Source organism: Vibrio sp. S234-5, from assembly GCF_000960595.1.
In the GTDB taxonomy this organism is placed as follows: Bacteria; Pseudomonadota; Gammaproteobacteria; order Enterobacterales; family Vibrionaceae; genus Vibrio.
Genome location: NZ_JZAM01000360.1, coordinates 93,805 through 110,156 on the forward strand (window position 1 = coordinate 93,805; position 16,352 = coordinate 110,156).

At 48.6% G+C, this 16,352-nt stretch carries 14 protein-coding genes; 9 read left to right on the top strand and 5 right to left on the bottom strand.

Annotation, left to right across the window (positions count from 1 at the left end; all coding sequences use genetic code 11):
• The first annotated feature begins 9 nt into the window (after positions 1 to 9).
• Both hutH and UF06_RS19540 read left to right on the top strand, forming a co-directional pair.
• Positions 10 to 1,545 carry a histidine ammonia-lyase gene (gene hutH / locus UF06_RS19535; RefSeq protein WP_045571908.1) on the top strand — a complete coding sequence of 512 codons (1,536 nt, stop codon included), beginning with the start codon at positions 10 to 12 and terminating at the stop codon, positions 1,543 to 1,545.
• A 164-nt stretch (positions 1,546 to 1,709) separates the two neighbouring features.
• Positions 1,710 to 2,435, top strand: a complete 726-nt coding sequence (locus UF06_RS19540) for a DUF3581 domain-containing protein (RefSeq protein WP_045571909.1) — start codon at positions 1,710 to 1,712, stop codon at positions 2,433 to 2,435.
• A gap of 84 nt (positions 2,436 to 2,519) precedes the next feature.
• Here the strand turns inward: UF06_RS19540 and UF06_RS19545 are convergent, their stop codons facing one another.
• Together UF06_RS19545 and UF06_RS19550 are read right to left on the bottom strand one after the other, a co-directional pair.
• Positions 2,520 to 2,981: an isoprenylcysteine carboxylmethyltransferase family protein gene (locus UF06_RS19545; protein WP_045571910.1), complete on the bottom strand. Its 462-nt coding sequence runs from the start codon at positions 2,979 to 2,981 to the stop codon at positions 2,520 to 2,522.
• 43 nt (positions 2,982 to 3,024) lie between these two features.
• Positions 3,025 to 6,054 (bottom strand): FAD-binding and (Fe-S)-binding domain-containing protein, encoded by a 3,030-nt coding sequence (locus tag UF06_RS19550; protein WP_045571911.1) that lies wholly within the window; start codon positions 6,052 to 6,054, stop codon positions 3,025 to 3,027.
• A 214-nt stretch (positions 6,055 to 6,268) separates the two neighbouring features.
• On the opposite strand from UF06_RS19550, the gene UF06_RS19555 reads away from it, so the two are divergent.
• From UF06_RS19555 to UF06_RS19585, 7 genes are all read left to right on the top strand, one after another.
• A complete protein-coding gene (locus UF06_RS19555; protein ID WP_045571912.1) occupies positions 6,269 to 6,955 on the top strand; it encodes a DUF3334 family protein in 687 nt (228 codons plus the stop codon).
• 150 nt (positions 6,956 to 7,105) lie between these two features.
• Positions 7,106 to 7,795 (top strand): DUF2786 domain-containing protein, encoded by a 690-nt coding sequence (locus tag UF06_RS19560; RefSeq protein ID WP_045571913.1) that lies wholly within the window; start codon positions 7,106 to 7,108, stop codon positions 7,793 to 7,795.
• 88 nt (positions 7,796 to 7,883) lie between these two features.
• Positions 7,884 to 8,549: an OmpA family protein gene (locus UF06_RS19565; protein WP_045571914.1), complete on the top strand. Its 666-nt coding sequence runs from the start codon at positions 7,884 to 7,886 to the stop codon at positions 8,547 to 8,549.
• 96 nt (positions 8,550 to 8,645) lie between these two features.
• Complete coding sequence (locus UF06_RS19570) at positions 8,646 to 9,641, top strand: J domain-containing protein (protein ID WP_052702600.1); 996 nt, start codon at positions 8,646 to 8,648, stop codon at positions 9,639 to 9,641.
• 174 nt (positions 9,642 to 9,815) lie between these two features.
• The gene (locus UF06_RS19575) at positions 9,816 to 9,998 is read left to right on the top strand and encodes a hypothetical protein (RefSeq protein ID WP_039435389.1); all 183 of its coding nucleotides are present in this window, start codon (positions 9,816 to 9,818) and stop codon (positions 9,996 to 9,998) included.
• Between the two features lie 340 nt (positions 9,999 to 10,338).
• The gene (locus UF06_RS19580) at positions 10,339 to 10,731 is read left to right on the top strand and encodes a SulA-like leucine-rich domain-containing protein (RefSeq protein WP_045571915.1); all 393 of its coding nucleotides are present in this window, start codon (positions 10,339 to 10,341) and stop codon (positions 10,729 to 10,731) included.
• Positions 10,732 to 10,932: 201 nt separating this feature from the next.
• Positions 10,933 to 12,036 carry a phosphoribosylaminoimidazolesuccinocarboxamide synthase gene (locus UF06_RS19585; RefSeq protein WP_045571916.1) on the top strand — a complete coding sequence of 368 codons (1,104 nt, stop codon included), beginning with the start codon at positions 10,933 to 10,935 and terminating at the stop codon, positions 12,034 to 12,036.
• 345 nt (positions 12,037 to 12,381) lie between these two features.
• Here the strand turns inward: UF06_RS19585 and UF06_RS19590 are convergent, their stop codons facing one another.
• The 3 genes from UF06_RS19590 to UF06_RS19600 form a co-directional block, all read right to left on the bottom strand.
• Complete coding sequence (locus UF06_RS19590; protein ID WP_045571917.1) at positions 12,382 to 12,771, bottom strand: hypothetical protein; 390 nt, start codon at positions 12,769 to 12,771, stop codon at positions 12,382 to 12,384.
• A gap of 258 nt (positions 12,772 to 13,029) precedes the next feature.
• A complete protein-coding gene (locus tag UF06_RS19595) occupies positions 13,030 to 13,791 on the bottom strand; it encodes a phospholipase A (RefSeq protein ID WP_045571918.1) in 762 nt (253 codons plus the stop codon).
• Between the two features lie 105 nt (positions 13,792 to 13,896).
• A complete protein-coding gene (locus tag UF06_RS19600) occupies positions 13,897 to 16,245 on the bottom strand; it encodes a helicase-related protein (protein ID WP_045571919.1) in 2,349 nt (782 codons plus the stop codon).
• Positions 16,246 to 16,352: the final 107 nt, after the last annotated feature.

The following is a 16,352-nucleotide window of genomic DNA, read 5'->3' on the forward strand; positions in this document are numbered from 1 at the left end:
AAAATCGACATGTTTAATTTTACGCTTAACCCAGGCCACTTGAGCCTCAATGAACTGCGCAAAGTAAGCCGCTCCCCTCTCAAATTGTCCTTGGATACATCGGCGATTCCAGCGATTGAGGAAAGCACTCGAGTGGTGGATCGTGTTATTGCGGAAAATCGCACCGTTTACGGCATCAACACTGGTTTTGGTTTACTGGCCAATACGCGTATCGCGCCAGAAGATCTTGAGACACTGCAACGCAGCATTGTGCTTTCGCATGCTGCGGGGATCGGTCAGTTGATGGCGGATGAAACCGTCCGTTTGATGATGGTTTTGAAAATCAACAGCTTGGCTCGCGGCTTCTCCGGCATTCGTTTGAAAGTGATCAACATGCTGATCGATCTGGTGAATGCCAAAGTCTACCCTTGCGTGCCACAAAAAGGCTCGGTTGGCGCTTCTGGCGATCTTGCGCCACTGGCCCACATGAGCACGGTTTTGCTCGGTGAAGGTCAAGCGCGTCATAACGGCGAAATCATTTCAGGGCTGGAAGCGTTGAAAATCGCCGGGCTTGAGCCAATTACGCTGGCACCAAAAGAGGGCTTGGCGCTTTTGAACGGCACACAGGCGTCTACCGCCTTTGCACTGGAAGGTCTGTTTATTGCGGAAGACCTATTTGCCTCGGCCACCGTGTGCGGCGCCATGTCGGTGGAAGCAGCGCTGGGCAGCCGTCGTCCGTTTGACCCGCGCATTCACCGCGTTCGGGGTCATCGCAGCCAAATGGATTCCGCAACGGCGTATCGTCACTTGCTGGAGAACAACAGCGAAATTGGCGATTCCCACAGCAACTGCGAAAAGGTGCAAGACCCGTACTCGCTGCGTTGCCAGCCACAAGTGATGGGTGCGTGTTTGCAACAGATCCGCAACTCAGCCGAGATATTGCTGGTTGAAGCGAACTCTGTATCGGATAACCCGCTGGTGTTTGCCGAAGACAATGACATCATCTCTGGTGGGAACTTCCACGCAGAACCGGTGGCAATGGCCGCGGATAACCTCGCCTTAGCGATTGCTGAGATCGGCAGTCTGTCAGAGCGGCGTATGGCACTGCTGATCGACAGCGCGTTGTCGAAACTGCCTCCTTTCTTGGTAGATAACGGCGGCGTGAATTCAGGTTTTATGATCGCTCAGGTCACTTCAGCCGCGCTGGCCAGTGAGAACAAAACCTTGGCCCATCCTGCGTCTGTCGACAGTTTACCGACTTCGGCAAATCAGGAAGATCATGTGTCGATGGCAACCTTTGCGGGGCGCAGACTGCGTGAAATGGGCGAAAATACGCGCGGCATTCTTGCGGTTGAGTATCTCTCCGCTGCACAAGGGTTGGATTTCCGTGCGCCGCACAAATCCTCACCACGTATTGAGCAAGCCAAACAGATGTTGCGTGAAAAAGTCGCTTTCTACGATAAAGACCGCTACTTTGCGCCAGATATCGAAAAAGCCAATGCGTTACTCGCACTGGCGGTACACAACCCACTGATGCCTGAAGCGCTATTACCGAGCGTCATCTAAGCGAAAAAAGCCGAGAGAGTTGCGATTCTCTCGGCTTTTCACCTGCTGAATTCATCTTTTGCATATAAATCCGTGAGCACATCCCAATCTTGACACTGGATGGACCATTGACCTCTCAAAGTTGGCATATAATCCACGGCAGTTTAAGTTATGTCAGATGAAATATGTTTCTAGCACCTTATTTTTCAAGCAACCAACAACAATTCCAGTTTACCCGCGAACAAGCAAGCCACTTTGCCAAAAAGGTCGCCGGTGATTTCAACCCTATCCACGATGAAGACAGCAAGCGCTTTTGCGTACCCGGCGATCTGCTTTTTGCCGTGCTCCTGCGTAAAGAAGGCGTGAGCCAGAAAATGCGTTTCGACTTCTCTGGGATGGTCAGCGATGGCGTTGCGCTGCACATTGAAAATAAGTGTGAGAAAGAGAGCGCAGTAGTCGATGCCGCAGGCAAAGAGTATTTGCATATGCAGCGGGAAGGCCAAGTGAATCACAATCCCGAATTTATCGAGCATGTGGTCACCAACTACGTTCAATTCTCTGGAATGAACTTCCCGCACATCATGGTGCCGTTGATGGAAGAGCAGCAGATGATGATCAACTGCCAACGCCCTTTGGTCATTTACGAGAGCATGGAAGTGGAATTTAGCCGTCTCGACCTGACCCACCCTGAAGTGGAGTTTACTGGCGCAACATTTAACGTCGATGGCAAACGTGGCGTAGTCACCATGAACTTTGCGTTTAAAGAAGAAGGTGAAGTGGTTGGCCATGGCATCAAACGAATGGTCGCCAGCGGCTTAAAGCCGTACGACCAAGAAGCGGTGGACGATTTAGTCAATCGTTTTCATTTGCGTAAAGAAGAATTCTTGCAACGTTTTGCCGCGGCGGCTTAACCAAGCGAAATGATAAAAAGGGGCCATTTGGCCCCTTGCTCTTTTTTGGCTGACGATTTACTCCGTTGTTTTTTACATTGACCATCAAATCCAGCGTCTAACTTTTTGTTTATATTGTAAATAAGCCGAACCAAACCGCTTTTCTAGCGCACGTTCTTCCGGCTGGATCTGAAAGCGATTCATATACAACACAAACAAAGGAGCAAACGCGAAAGTGATGACATTCTGCAACCAGCAAGCATACGCGGGTAACAGCAGCAACAACGCCAAATACATCGGGTTGCGGCTGTAAGCAAAAATGCCACTCGCTACCACGGTTGAGGCCGTCTCCGGTTTGACCGGATTGACTGTCGTTTTTGCCTTACGAAACTCTCTCACGCCCGCAATACCGACGACAGCGGAAAGTCCGAACGGCAGCAAGGCGCTCACACGGGGAAACGTTAAGCGAAACAAAGGTTCGGCCAGCCACAGGTCAACGGCGAACATGCCTGTGCACATCAGCAAGAATACCGCCACTGGGGGAATTTTGAGCTCTAACTTACGCATAACTTCTCCAAAAAATAACCCGGCTGAGCGCCGGGTTGAGGTATTACAGAATGCTGAGTAGAGCTTGAATCGGATGCATCTGCTTCGTGCCTTCAAAACGTTTTACTTGGCTACGGCATGAATAACCAGTAATCAAGCAACGTTCTTTGGGCAGTTGCTCTAGGCTCGGCTTCCAGCTCAGCGCATAGATATCTTTCGACATCTGCAGTTTGTCACTTTCATGGCCAAAGGTTCCCGCCATACCGCAGCAGCCCACCGGAACCGTCTGCAGCACAGCGCCAAAGTGGCTAAAGATAGCACCCCACTCTTTTTCCGCATTTGGCAGCTTGGTTTTCTCCGTGCAATGGGCAAACAGATACCAAGGCTGGCTATCTTCGGCGGTGAAAGAAAACTCTTTTAGGCGCGGCAACAACCACTCGTGCGCGGTAAGCACTTGGAACTCGCCGCGTTTATCGGCCAGAATTTCGTTGTACTCATCACGGTAACAGAGCACCAGTGCGGGATCGACACCAACCATAGGAATACCGAGATCGGCCACCATAGTAAGGAATTTGGCGGTATCTGCCGCCGTCGCCGCAAAACGTTTCAAGAATCCTTTGATGTGCTGCGCTTTGCCATTGGGCTTAAAGGGCAACAACACTGGCGTTTTACCCAGCTTGATGGCCAAGCTGGCAAAATCTTCCACCACTTGTGCATCGTAATAGCTGGTAAAGGGATCTTGCACAATCAGCACATGATTGCCTTTTTCCTCAGAAGACAAGGCATTGAGCGCTTGCAGATCAAAGCGCTTCAACGTGGTGAGTCTCTGTTTCAGCGTCGGCACAGATAGCAGCGGCGTATCGACGTAACCAACGGTTTTTTCCGTCAGGCTTTGCACCCAAGGCTGAGAAATGACACCGTTGACCAACTTGGGCGCTTTGCCCATCAGCGGCAATAAACTCTCTATGTTGGCAACCAGATAATCTTTCGCTGGGCGTTGATAACGACTGTGGTAAATATTGAGGAATCGCGAGCGAAAACTCGGCACGTCGACTTTGATCGGACATTGGCTGGCACACGCTTTACACGCTAAACAGCCGTTCATCGCTTCGTACACTTCGTGCGAAAAATCATACTCATGACGCTTATTGATCGAGTTTCTCACTCTATCCAATAAACTTTTCACCGTGGGCGAGCCGGCGACAAGCTGCTGTTCCAAATCAAGAATATCAATGCCTTGTTCCGTCAACTGGCGTAGCCATTCACGCACTAAGCCCGCACGCCCTTTAGGCGAGTGGCGACGATCGGCGGTGACCTTCATGGAAGGGCACATCGGCGAGCTGGTGTCGTAGTTAAAGCACAAACCGTTACCGTTACATTCCATTGCCTGTTTAAAGCTGTCTCGCACCTTGACGTCAATTTGCCGATCGTAATAACCCCGTTTGGTATCGGACACTTTCACCAGAGGTTCGTCACTTTCAAGCGGCGTACAGATTTTACCCGGATTCATTTTGTTATGCGGGTCAAACGCCGACTTGATGCGTCTGAGCTCGGTAAACAGCTCGTCACCAAAGAACTCTGGGCCGTATTCGGACCGGAAACCTTTGCCGTGTTCGCCCCACATCAAACCGCCGTACTTAGACACCAACTTGACCACTTCATCGGATATCTGCTTCATCAGCAGCTCTTGCTGAGGGTCACACAAATCCAGCGCTGGACGTACGTGCAGCACTCCGGCATCAACGTGACCAAACATGCCATAATCTAGCTGTTTGCTATCGAGCAGTTGGCGAAACTCGGCAATAAAGTCGGCGAGGTTTTCCGGTGGCACACAGGTGTCTTCCGTAAAAGCAACAGGTTTAGCGCGCCCTTTCGCTGCTCCAAGCAAGCCCACCGCTTTTTTGCGCATATTGTAAATTCGGCCAATACTGGCCAGATCATCGCACACTTGGTAGCCAATAATGCCCGCTTCGCCGTTTGCCAACATCTCATCTAAACGAACGATCAATGCGTTTACCTGCTCGTTGACTTCTTGCGGATTTTGCCCGGCATACTCAACCATGTTGATGCCCAACATCTCTTGCCCCGGCACATCGGTGATTAAGTCGCTCACGGTATGCCAAACGATGTCCTGCTTGGCCAGGTTCAACACTTTGGAGTCGACGGTTTCCACGGAGAGCGCTTTGGCTTCCACCATGAATGGGGCATTACGCAGCGCGGCATCAAAACTGTTGTACTTCACGTTGACTAAAGTACGCGCTTTGGGAATTGGCGTGAGGTTGAGCGTCGCTTCTGTGATAAAGGCCAACGAGCCTTCGGCGCCACACAAGACACGAGTAAAATTAAACTCGCCACTCTCATCGTCAATGGCGTTTTTCAGATCGTAACCGGTAAGAAAACGGTTAAGCGGCGGAAATTTATCCACAATTTGCTGACGTTTTTCCCGGCAAACGGCTTCCGTCACTTGAAGCGCTTTGTGGGCGTATTCGCCTTCTTGCGGCAAACCATGTGAGAGATCGGTTTCAAGGATGGAACCATCAGCAAATACCGCTTGCAATGAGATTACATGGTCAGAGGTTTTGCCGTATTTCAACGAGCCTTGGCCAGAAGCGTCAGTGTTGATCATTCCGCCCAGCGTCGCACGGTTGCTGGTCGAGAGGTCAGGAGAGAAAAAATAGCCGTAGGGCTTCACTGCATCATTGAGTTGATCTTTGATCACCCCTGCCTGAACGCGAACCCATCCTTCCTTTTCATTGATCTCCAGCACTTTATTCATGTGCCGCGACAAGTCCACCACAATGCCTTTGGTCAGCGACTGGCCATTGGTTCCGGTACCACCGCCGCGCGGAGAGAAGGTAACTCGTTCATAAATAGGCTTTTGAATCAGTTTGCCAATCAAAGCCACATCTTGGGTAGTTTTAGGATGAACAACCGCCTGAGGAAGCTGCTGATAAACACTGTTATCTGTGGCGACCGCGAGACGGCTGGAATATTGGGATTCGATGTCGCCGCTAAAACCAGCCTGCTTAAGCTCTTTGAGAAAGCTCAGCACAACAGGATCGACATCCGATTGCGAGTTAAGTTTTGGTAACATTTGCTTCCTGCCCCTACAACACTGATCCAATCAGTTGCGGGTTAATATTTTTGAGTTTGAAAATAATCTTTGAATTTCGTCACTTTACAACATTTAAAAAGGTGATCAAATCAGAATCTCAATGCAAAAATGGAAGAGTTGCTTTCTTTTCTGCAGATTAAAACCTAAATTCATTACAAGAGACATTGTAAAGAACACACACAGAGCATTGATAATGAAAAAAAATAAAGTCGTTACGACTGAAGACATCCTGTTAAAACTGTGCCAATCCGTTTCTGGCGTATTAACTTCCGCCACCTCATCACAAATCAACTACTCTGCCATGGTGCAGAAAATCAACAAAACCAGCTTAAAACCTGATTTTGGCTGTTTCGTACTCTTTGATGGCGGTTTTACTGGATTAGTTGTCATCAATTTTACCGCAAAAGCGGCGTTAGAAATCTACACCAACTACATGCGCAGTATGGGCATGCCAGAGGAAGAACTTGCTGTGTTACACACGTCCGACGAAGTGGGCGATGTGCTCGGTGAACTGATGAACCAACTGGTTGGTGACTTTACCAACAAAATCCGCAAAGAGTTGCAAACCAATATCACACAAAACCAGCCTAAAATGCTTTCTTTGAACAAGCAGGTTTTGCTGTCGGTGGATACTAACCTCGACCGTCCTCAAGCGCGTCGCGTTACTTTCTCGACCGAAAACAACAACATTTTCTATCTTGAGTTAGCAATGGATAAAACAGAGTTCATCCAGTTAGAAGATTTTGAAGTGAGTGAAGATGAAAACCCAGATGACATCTTAGAAATGACGCAAGCTAACATGCGCAGCAAGCAGCAAAGCCAATCCTCCAGTGATGATTTGGACATGGCCTCTGACCTTTTGGACGAATTGGGCATCTAACTCGTTTTGCTAAGCGAACTTCAAGCCGCCTCCTAGTGAGGCGGTTTTTTTATCGCACGACACTGGTTAAAGATGCAGGATTTAGTTTTGTCACAAAAAAGGGTAAAATATGCGACTTTTCTGAGCCACCAGGATTTGTTGTCACTTTCCATGGATAAACAAAAAGCACTGAAGAAGATCGCCAAGTGCCTTGAACTAGGTAACTCTGCGAACGTTAACGAAGCGGCCAATGCGATTAAAATGGCCCATCGCCTAATGATGAAATACGGGCTAGACAAAGACGATATCGAGTTCATCAAAATGGGCAAGACACAGTCTAGTCATCTGTTGCCAGCCAACGTCAGCTCCGTTTTGCTCCGTGTGATCCGTGGAATTAATACCAAATTCGGCGTCGAAGCGGTGCTGCTTAATCATAAGGGCTTAAAGAGATTGGAGTTTATTGGCGAAGCCGATCGCGCTATCTTTGCCGCCTTTGCCTTTGACATTATTTACCGTGAGATGAACGAAAGTACCGGACAGTTTCGCAATAGCTTCGCAGGCTCTGGCACGTCCAGTCTTGAGGTGACCAGACGGGTCAATTCCTACGTTTCCGGTTGGGTAGAAGGCGCTTTGGAAAAACTGCCGGTAATCACACCCGATGAAGAGTCGGCGAACAAAATCAACAGTTACATCGACAAAGAGTTTCAAAACATTGACCGCGAAACCTTCAAGAAGCAGTTGCGCGAAGCGATGAAAAATCTTACTGCCGATTATGAAGTGGGTTTGAAGAAAGGCCGAAAAGTCTCGGTTAACCGCCCCGTTGGTGGTCAACAATCCGCTAAGCAAATAGAAAAAAGATAACCTTACACTGACAATTAAAACATTAGTTCTGTGAATAATTCTCTCTTGGAGGCAGACGTTCGCCTCCGATTCACACGGAGAGATAACCTTGAAAAACCGTTCACTTGCTTTAGCGATTCTACTGACCCTTAGCGGCTGCCAAGCGACTCAACGACAAAACGCAACCACCGGCGAAGCCGAAACCAATTCCGCAACCAAAGGTGCCCTACTTGGAGCTCTCGCTGGCGCCGTTGCAGGCGCGGCTACCGGCGACAAAGATGACCGAGGCAAACGCGCACTGATTGGCGCGGCAGGTGGTGCAGCCATCGGTGGCGGTGTCGGCTACTATTTTGATCAACAAGAGAAAGCGCTACGTCAAGCCTTGCTCAACTCGGGTGTTCAAGTCGAGCGTATTGGAGAAAATCAACTGCTGCTGCGTTTGGAAAATGGCATCGGCTTTAGCTCAGGTTCTTACAACCTCGAGGCTTCCATCCACAGCACACTGCAAGGCGTTGCACGCGTTTTAGTCGAGTATCCGGACACCAGTTTGGTGATTGATGGTTATACCGACAGCACGGGCAGCGATTCATCCAACCAAATTTTGTCTGAACGCCGCGCTGAATCTGTGCGTGCTTTCTTAATCTCGCAAAAAGTGGCTGCTGGCCGAGCGATTGCACGCGGAAACGGCGAACGTTACCCACTTTGCACCAATAGCACTGCCGAAGGCCGGGCCTGTAACCGCCGAGTAGAAATTCAGATCCTGCCTTTAAAATAGGGCTATCTGGACAGTATGAACGGCCGTGTTTACTGCTGATTTCAATTCAGGTTCCGTCTATACTTGGCACTGAACCTGAATTTGAGAGGCACGACTTTGCGCTATAATCTTCTGATTCTTATCGGACTTCTCTTGTCCACTTCGGCATTCGGCCAATCAGTGCAACAGTTAACCGAACAGGCCAATCAAAGAGATCCAAACGCGCAATACCAATTGTCACTTGAATTGGCCAAGGAAGAAGGCGAGGCGGCCAAAGCCGATGCCTTTTATTGGTTGCAGCAATCGGCACAATTGGGCTATGAGCCCGCACAAATCAAGTTAGCCCAAGCTTACGAAAGCGGTATCGGCACACAAGTTGATCTTAAACTTGCTGCCAATTGGTATTGGCAAGCCGCCGTACAAGGTAATCTGGGCGCGCAAATCAAATTAGGGGCACTGTTTGAAGAGCAAGGCTCTCTCTTTTCACAACTTGATATCGCCCAGTTCTGGTTTGGAATTGCGTCCAAACATTCTGCCGAAGCGGAAGACGCTTACAATCGCATTCTAGAAATCAAATTTAATGCAATGCGCGCCAAGCAGGTTTCTGCCATTTCACAGTTGGATACGGCATTAGATACCCAAACGCAATCGCTAGACTCCGGGCTAGAGACTTCGGCTGCAACTACCGCTCCGCCCTCGCCTATATATACCGACTGGATCTCCATCAGCGCCATTTTGTTTCTCGCACTCTCCTTCAGTAGCGTCATGTTCTACTTTCGCCGTAAAAGAGTGTCGCGGGAAACAACGCAACAGCTTGAACTGCAAAGCGAGCTCAAAAAACAACGCTATAGCAACAAACAGCTCAAGCGACGGCTGGAAAAAGTCTTTAATGAATACAAAAAGGTACAGGCCCAAGCTGGAAAGCAGAAACTCTCTCTGGCGTGTGCGATGTTTGGTTATTCGCCGAGTGCCATTCCCGACGAAAAATCTATTAAGATTCGCTTTCGCCAATTATCCCGTCTCTACCATCCTGACGCCCGCGGCAGTGAAGAAGAAATGAAGCGTCTGAATGGCGCATTGAAGGTTCTGTTGCAAAATGTTGCAGATTCGTAAATGCACCCATATCTCTTAGACCAAATAGACTTCTTCACCTTGTTAATAAAGGATCGCAATCGATCTCCCTCTCATTTTTTATTAACAGATATTTAACGCAGTAACGAAGTTTATGGCATAATGCGCCTCGAAAATGACACCAGCACAACAAGAAGCCTGGTGAGGAGAAGCAGCATGTTTAATATTGAAGGCACCTGCGATTGGTGCAAGAGACCAAGATTGTTGACACGTCACGATTATCTGGATGGCAAATCCAACCATTCTTGTGAAGAGTGTAACGACATCGCCAAGATTGACGTTCGTCTGTTTAATCTTGGTGAGCAACAAATGCGCGACCGTCAGGCGAGAGCCTGCTAAAACGGGAAATCACGCAAAAGAACGGATTCTTTAAGCACCCTACGGGGTGCTTTTCTTTTACCTATAGTTCTTGAATTACGCAATGCATCCCTGACCACCTTACTGAGCAGCACTGTATACCCCTGTATAAACCCTCACTCGTCGCTGAGAAGTCCATCACAAAACCTCACACTCTTCTAAACGCCAAAGAATGGAAAATATCATGTACAAACAATATGTTAATACACAGCACCCTACCATCAGGCGCGCAATATGTGGCGAAAAAGAGAGCAAGTAGGTTGACGAACAGCATTGGAAAAATTACTGTATAAACATACAGCATGTATATAGGAGCAGTAAAATGCAGATTCAAGGTCAAACTCGTACATACTCACATTTCAATGTTCTGGCACAACCGACTCAGCCAATGAATGCCTCAGCGCCGTTGTTGCAACAATTGGCCGTTTTATCTCAGCTGAATCAATGGATTTTATTTACCTCCGAGTGCCCACGTCCGGATCTTAGCCAGCTCACTGCGTCTAATATTTGCTGTAAAAATGTCATCCAGATGAAACCGTCCCACTCTCTGACTGAAATTGAAATCGTGATGAAAGCGATACGCTCTGGCAATGCTGCCGCGGTTGTCGCGTCTAGCCAGATTGATTTAGTCAACCAATCTCTGCTGCAGGAGATGGCAAAAGAGTTTGGCTGTGAAGTCTTTTTCGTTGAAGGCAGAGCAACTCAGTATCATTAATAAGTTCAACGTTATCCATCCTGCATTTGGCCTTCTTTATGAAGGCTTTTTTAAATTTCGTCAAACCAAGGCAAACGTTTGCTTTTCTTCTGGCGAGTTCAAATAGTTCTGGTATCATGCCCCGGTAATCGATGAATCTGATGGATTTTGTTGTCCGATTCGTTTCCGCATGACGTTTGAAATTATGATAGGAATGTCAAAATGAGCCTCGCTGATCAAGTACTTGCCGTCAATGACGATCTGCCCATCCGTACCGATAAACCCGTTCACAGTGGAAAAGTTCGCTCTGTCTACTGGCTTACTGAGCAAGACAGTGCCCGCCTGATAAAAGAAAAAGGCTATAACGTTGCCCCAGATGCGCCCCTAGCCATCATGGTGATCAGCGATCGTATCTCCGCTTTCGATTGTATTTGGCACGGTGAACACGGGCTCAACGGCGTACCGGGTAAAGGGGCCGCATTGAACGCCATTTCTAATCATTGGTTTAGGCTGTTTAAAGAGAACGGATTGGCCGATAGCCACATTCTTGATATCCCACACCCGTTTGTTTGGATTGTGCAGAAAGCGAAGCCTGTGCGTATTGAAGCCATTTGTCGCAAATACATTACAGGTTCCATGTGGCGCGCATACGAAAAAGGCGAGCGCGAGTTTTGCGGTATTCAATTGCCAGAAGGGTTAGGCAAAGACAAACCTCTGGTCGAACTGCTGATGACACCGTCGACCAAAGGGATTTTAAAAGGAATTCCTGGCGTGCCTGAAGCCGATGATGTGAACATTACCAGACAAAATATTGCCGACAACTTTGCCGCATTTAACTTTTCCAGCGCTGACGACATTGCCACTTACGAGAAGCTGCTGAAAGAAGGTTTTGCGGTGATCAGTGATGCTCTAGCACAAGTAGGACAAATTTTTGTCGATACCAAATTCGAGTTTGGTTATGTGCAAGATGCGCAAGGCAACGAAAAGCTGATTTACATGGACGAAGTGGGCACGCCCGATTCATCGCGGATTTGGGATAGCGAAGCGTATCAAGCGGGTAAAATTGTCGAAAACTCGAAAGAAGGTTTCAGACAGTTTCTGCTTAACTACTTCCCAGACCCTGATATTCTGCTCAACAAAGATCGCATGCCTGAGCGCGAAGCACTGGCTCGTGACAACACGCTGCCAGAAGAGGCTTTACTGGCGGTATCTCGCACCTACATCGGCATCGCAGAAAAAATTACCGGTCAATCAATCACTTTAAGCGAAAATCCAAAACAAGAGATTATTGATATCCTTGCGCGTGATTACGGTCTTATCGATTAAATGAATTCAATATAACAACGTCAGTACCAACAGCCCGCCACCAAGCGGGCTGTTTTTTTATTGCAGCGCTGCGTTTAACTCATGGAAATGGTTTTACCATCGTTGGTAGTAACGCGTTTTGGTCACCAAACTGACAATCCCTTCCATCGACGGCATATCGAGCGAAAAATAGTCTAGAGGTTCTGCACGCGCGACCACTCGCGTATCCAACATGTAGAGATAGAGTAAATTACCGATTGATTAAAAACTCTAAATGAATGAAACATTTACATGAGACAAACAGAAACGCAGCCAGTGATAAATCATCAAACTGGCTGCGTCTAAAAGCGGCTAATTGGCAGGATTCTAGCTAAAGCCTTTGAGGTGAATGGTAAAAACATCCTGCTCGTAGCAGTTGATCACGCTGTCGCTACGGCTTTGAATAAAATCGATTTGTCTAGGTTCCAACGCGTAAGGCATCACCACGGTAAGCTCATCAATCCCTTCCAGTTTCGCGAGACGAAGCAGAGTTACCAGATTGGATTCATCACTACGACGAGAAGACATCGCTTTTAGTGCTGCATCCCAGAGGCGGTCTTCTGGTTTGGCAAGTTCGGCAATGCTGTCTTTCCACACCGTACTAAACACAGGCGCGAAGGTGGTCATCGCTTCTAAGAATGTCCATTTTTTGTTGCAAGAAGCCCCGAGAAAACTGGTGTAATCAAACTCAACATGCGTTTTTTCATTCTTTTCCATTTTATCCCCCGACAGACTGTCAACACAGCCTATCCACTATTAGACAATTACTTTGATATAGCAATAGGATATAAAACAATCGTCTTTTATGCCCTTATTTTAAGGAAAAAGGAAATATCAAAAGCAAATTCGTAACAATAACAGCACACATTCTGTAACCATGCGCATCTGATTGATTAATATTTCAAGCTAAAAACAAATTACAGACTAGGAAACTAGAAAACTAGAAAACTAGAAAACTAGAAAACTAGAAAAAGCCTACCACTTGACTAATTTAAACCCGAGGCCAATGCGTGTCTGATTGTGGTCATAGTCAATAAGCGTTTCGCCATAGCCATGATAAGCCTGCAAGTAGAAACCGATTATGTCATTGAAATAAAATGTGTAGCCAACCTCAACACCACCACGATCGTCGTTCCAGTTGTAAAATCCGCGAGTATTGAAAATGCCAGCGGCGCTATAGAACTTCAGCCAGACTTCGTAGGGAGCATAGTAATCTTCGATGTTGCGATTCTCCGACGTATCGCCAACAACCGACCACAAATGCACACCCCACTCTACAGGACCTTCCAGTCGCTCCGCAGCGAAGTAGAGCCGGTCCCAACTGCGTGATAAGTCCCCCGAACGACCATTGGATTCGTGTTTGTAACCCGCTTCCAAGTGATTGAAAAGCAGTAAGTTGCTTTGGTGAGCAATAAACAGTTGTGGTTTGTAATTGGTCTCACGAAACGGGGAAGAGATACTGGAGTTAGCTAACTGCCACAGTGACTTTTGCGTGTAGGAACCGACAATCGCGGTACTCTTGCTAAAGCGGTAGATGGGCACTGCCACGGACAATTGATATTTGACCTCGAAGTTTTGCAGATCTTCTAGATCGGTACCTGCGTATTCTTCTTCATTCACATCGGTAGTGTAGGTGCCGAGCGCGTAGTTGTCGTCGTAGCTCGAGATATTAACTAAGCTTTTGCCACTGGCGAAACAGGGCAGCGCCAAAAGAAACCATAATGCGTTAAACTTCATATTCATCTTCATTTTTAGGCAAATGGCTGCCGTATCAAGAGGATAAGCGGCAAATGTAAACACTCATCGTTTGAGAAAGCAAATTTTATTCCCATTTACCTATGGCTAACGCACATCGACAATACGGCTCGCTTTACGATACTGGACTTTCCAACCTGAAAAGCGCGGCAACTCCCAACGTTTCGGATCTTCTTTGCGATTGCCGCCACAGTGGACCACTTGCACCAGCTTACGCGCCGGGAAATACTCCACCTGCAATTGCAGATCCGATAAGGTCAACGATAATGGATACTGCTGTGCAAAATCGGCGTATTGCCAGTCTGGAATGCCGGCAAAAGGAAAGTCGGCGGCGTCAAACAGCGCCATCTCTTCTAGCGTATTCACCCCCAATGTATCTAACTGCTCGGCAAACCAAACATCAAAACTCACTTCTTTACTGTGAACTGAATTATTGTCATTCAGGCCTAATGCACAAAAAAGTTTCCAATGTTCAATTTGTTGGTGGCGCTCGGTATAAAATCCGTCCAGCAGTTGACCCGACTTCACCTGCGCGACAATCGCTTGAATCGCACTTTCACCTTGCGGCTGCACCAGCTTGCTGGCGACAACGCGTCCGGCGAATATTCGCTCCATCAACACTTGGCCTTGTTCGCTCTGTAAGCGGCTTTCGGCCTGACGCCACTCCCCTAGAACGAGCTCATCAACCAAGGTTAGCGCCACGGGCATCATTACCGAAGCGAGATTGAGCGTCTGCTTAACGCCTCGACCAGGCAGAGAGTGGCTATCTAGCACCACCGCCGCTTGCGCCTTGTCCCCAAAGCGGCTCTGTTTGCCCACCAGCATCTCCAGCTGGCCATTGCCCAGCGCCTCCTGCCTTTTGGCGCGGCGAACAAACAGCAGCTCTGGGTGTAACGTGGCGATTGCTTTTGCCAGCGCGTCCCGCTGATAGCGCGACGCCACCTCCAGTTCTGGTAACTCAAACAGAGCGCGCATTTGCTCTGCCAGCCCCATCGCCTCTGTCAGAGCTTGCTCATCGATGTTGACGCCGGGATAGCGTTTGCCACGTACTAGCGCAATCAATAACGTGACATCACACAAGTTCGGTTCAGCAACATCGAGCTCTTGCGCTTGTTCGCCACCAGCGAGCTGATATAAGTTAGCGGGCACCGAGAGCGCCGCGGCAAGGTCAATCATCGCCTCTTTAAGCGCTTTGCTGGGCATGCGCGTGACAAGGTCGGCGTACAGTGTGTCAATTGGCAGTGGGTTGAGTAGTCTGCCGTGATCTGTCACACGCCCGAGTTGATCGATGGCTTGCATGGTACGCAGTACTTCGCTGGCCTGACCAAGCGATTTTTCCGGCAACGGGTCGAGAAACGGCAACTCAGCCAATTGATAGCCACAACAAGCTGCAGAGAGCATCGGCTCGCTGAGTTCCTCACGTTGCAGTTCAGGTGGTGTAGCAAGTTCCATCGGCGCATGTTCACCAAACAGTCTGACGCAGCGACCGGCCATCACTCGGCCTGCGCGCCCCGCTCGCTGCGCCGCACTGGCTTTGGAGATAGTGCTTAACACCAGTGCAGTTCGTCCGTTGCGTTGCACGTTACGCCGCTCTAAACCGGAATCGATCACGCAGGTGATGTTAGGAATGGTCAGCGAGGTTTCAGTCACATTGGTGGCAAGAACCACTTTTCGCAGCGGCTGGACCGTTAATGCTCGCTGTCTTTCTTCGTCACTCACACTGGCATGCAGCGTCACCACCATGATGTCAGTGAAGGCTCTTAGCGCCTGCGCCACTTGCGCTATCTCTTTTCGCCCGGGCAAAAACACTAAAATATCTTCCCCGCCTCGCGTCAGTTCATTGCCGATGGTCTCAACCACTGAGCGTTCTAGAAATTTCTTCTGCGGCAGTTGCCTGCTCTCTTGCGCCAGATGCTGCACTTCAACCGGAAAGCAGCGCCCGTGAGAGACGATGCGGTGAGCGGCAAGATAGCTGACCAAGCGATCTCCCGCCATGGTCGCCGACGTGACGATCAAACGATGCTCGCCACGCACTTTCAGCATCGCGGTGAGTAAGTCCATATCCCAGCGGCGTTCATGAAATTCATCAATCAAAACAATATCAAACGATTTTAGACCGTCCTCGGCAAACCAGCGCAGCGCCACGCCCGGTGTGACAAACACAATCGGTGTATTCTTTTCAAAAACCGCTTTGAGTTTTATCGCGTAGCCGACCTGTACACCGAGCGCTGAACCCGACTGCTGCGCTAGGTATTGCGCCAATGACGTGCAGGCGATGCGGCGCGGTTCTATCACCAACACCCGGCCATGTTCTGACGCCCACAATGGCAAACGCGTTGACTTTCCTGAGCCGGTTTCTGCCTCTACCACCAAATGAGAATGTAAAATTTTTGTTTCAAATTGTGATTTAACACTATCGATGGGCAGAGCAGTCATAACAAATTCGCCGTGTTTAATTTGGACTCGCATTATAGTCAAACAGGCAGGTAACAACAGGCTTAACGACTGACAATTGCGTATTCCAATTAGTATCAATTGTTTTA

Coding starts and splice junctions, on each gene's coding strand:
- UF06_RS19575 (WP_039435389.1), top strand. CDS start 9,816: ATGTTTAATATTGAAGGCACCTGCGATTGGTGCAAGAGACCAAGATTG.
- UF06_RS19550 (WP_045571911.1), bottom strand. CDS start 6,054: ATGTTACCAAAACTTAACTCGCAATCGGATGTCGATCCTGTTGTGCTG.
- UF06_RS19580 (WP_045571915.1), top strand. CDS start 10,339: ATGCAGATTCAAGGTCAAACTCGTACATACTCACATTTCAATGTTCTG.
- UF06_RS19540 (WP_045571909.1), top strand. CDS start 1,710: ATGTTTCTAGCACCTTATTTTTCAAGCAACCAACAACAATTCCAGTTT.
- UF06_RS19595 (WP_045571918.1), bottom strand. CDS start 13,791: ATGAAGTTTAACGCATTATGGTTTCTTTTGGCGCTGCCCTGTTTCGCC.
- UF06_RS19560 (WP_045571913.1), top strand. CDS start 7,106: ATGGATAAACAAAAAGCACTGAAGAAGATCGCCAAGTGCCTTGAACTA.
- UF06_RS19545 (WP_045571910.1), bottom strand. CDS start 2,981: ATGCGTAAGTTAGAGCTCAAAATTCCCCCAGTGGCGGTATTCTTGCTG.
- UF06_RS19585 (WP_045571916.1), top strand. CDS start 10,933: ATGAGCCTCGCTGATCAAGTACTTGCCGTCAATGACGATCTGCCCATC.
- hutH (WP_045571908.1), top strand. CDS start 10: ATGTTTAATTTTACGCTTAACCCAGGCCACTTGAGCCTCAATGAACTG.
- UF06_RS19600 (WP_045571919.1), bottom strand. CDS start 16,245: ATGACTGCTCTGCCCATCGATAGTGTTAAATCACAATTTGAAACAAAA.
- UF06_RS19555 (WP_045571912.1), top strand. CDS start 6,269: ATGAAAAAAAATAAAGTCGTTACGACTGAAGACATCCTGTTAAAACTG.
- UF06_RS19590 (WP_045571917.1), bottom strand. CDS start 12,771: ATGGAAAAGAATGAAAAAACGCATGTTGAGTTTGATTACACCAGTTTT.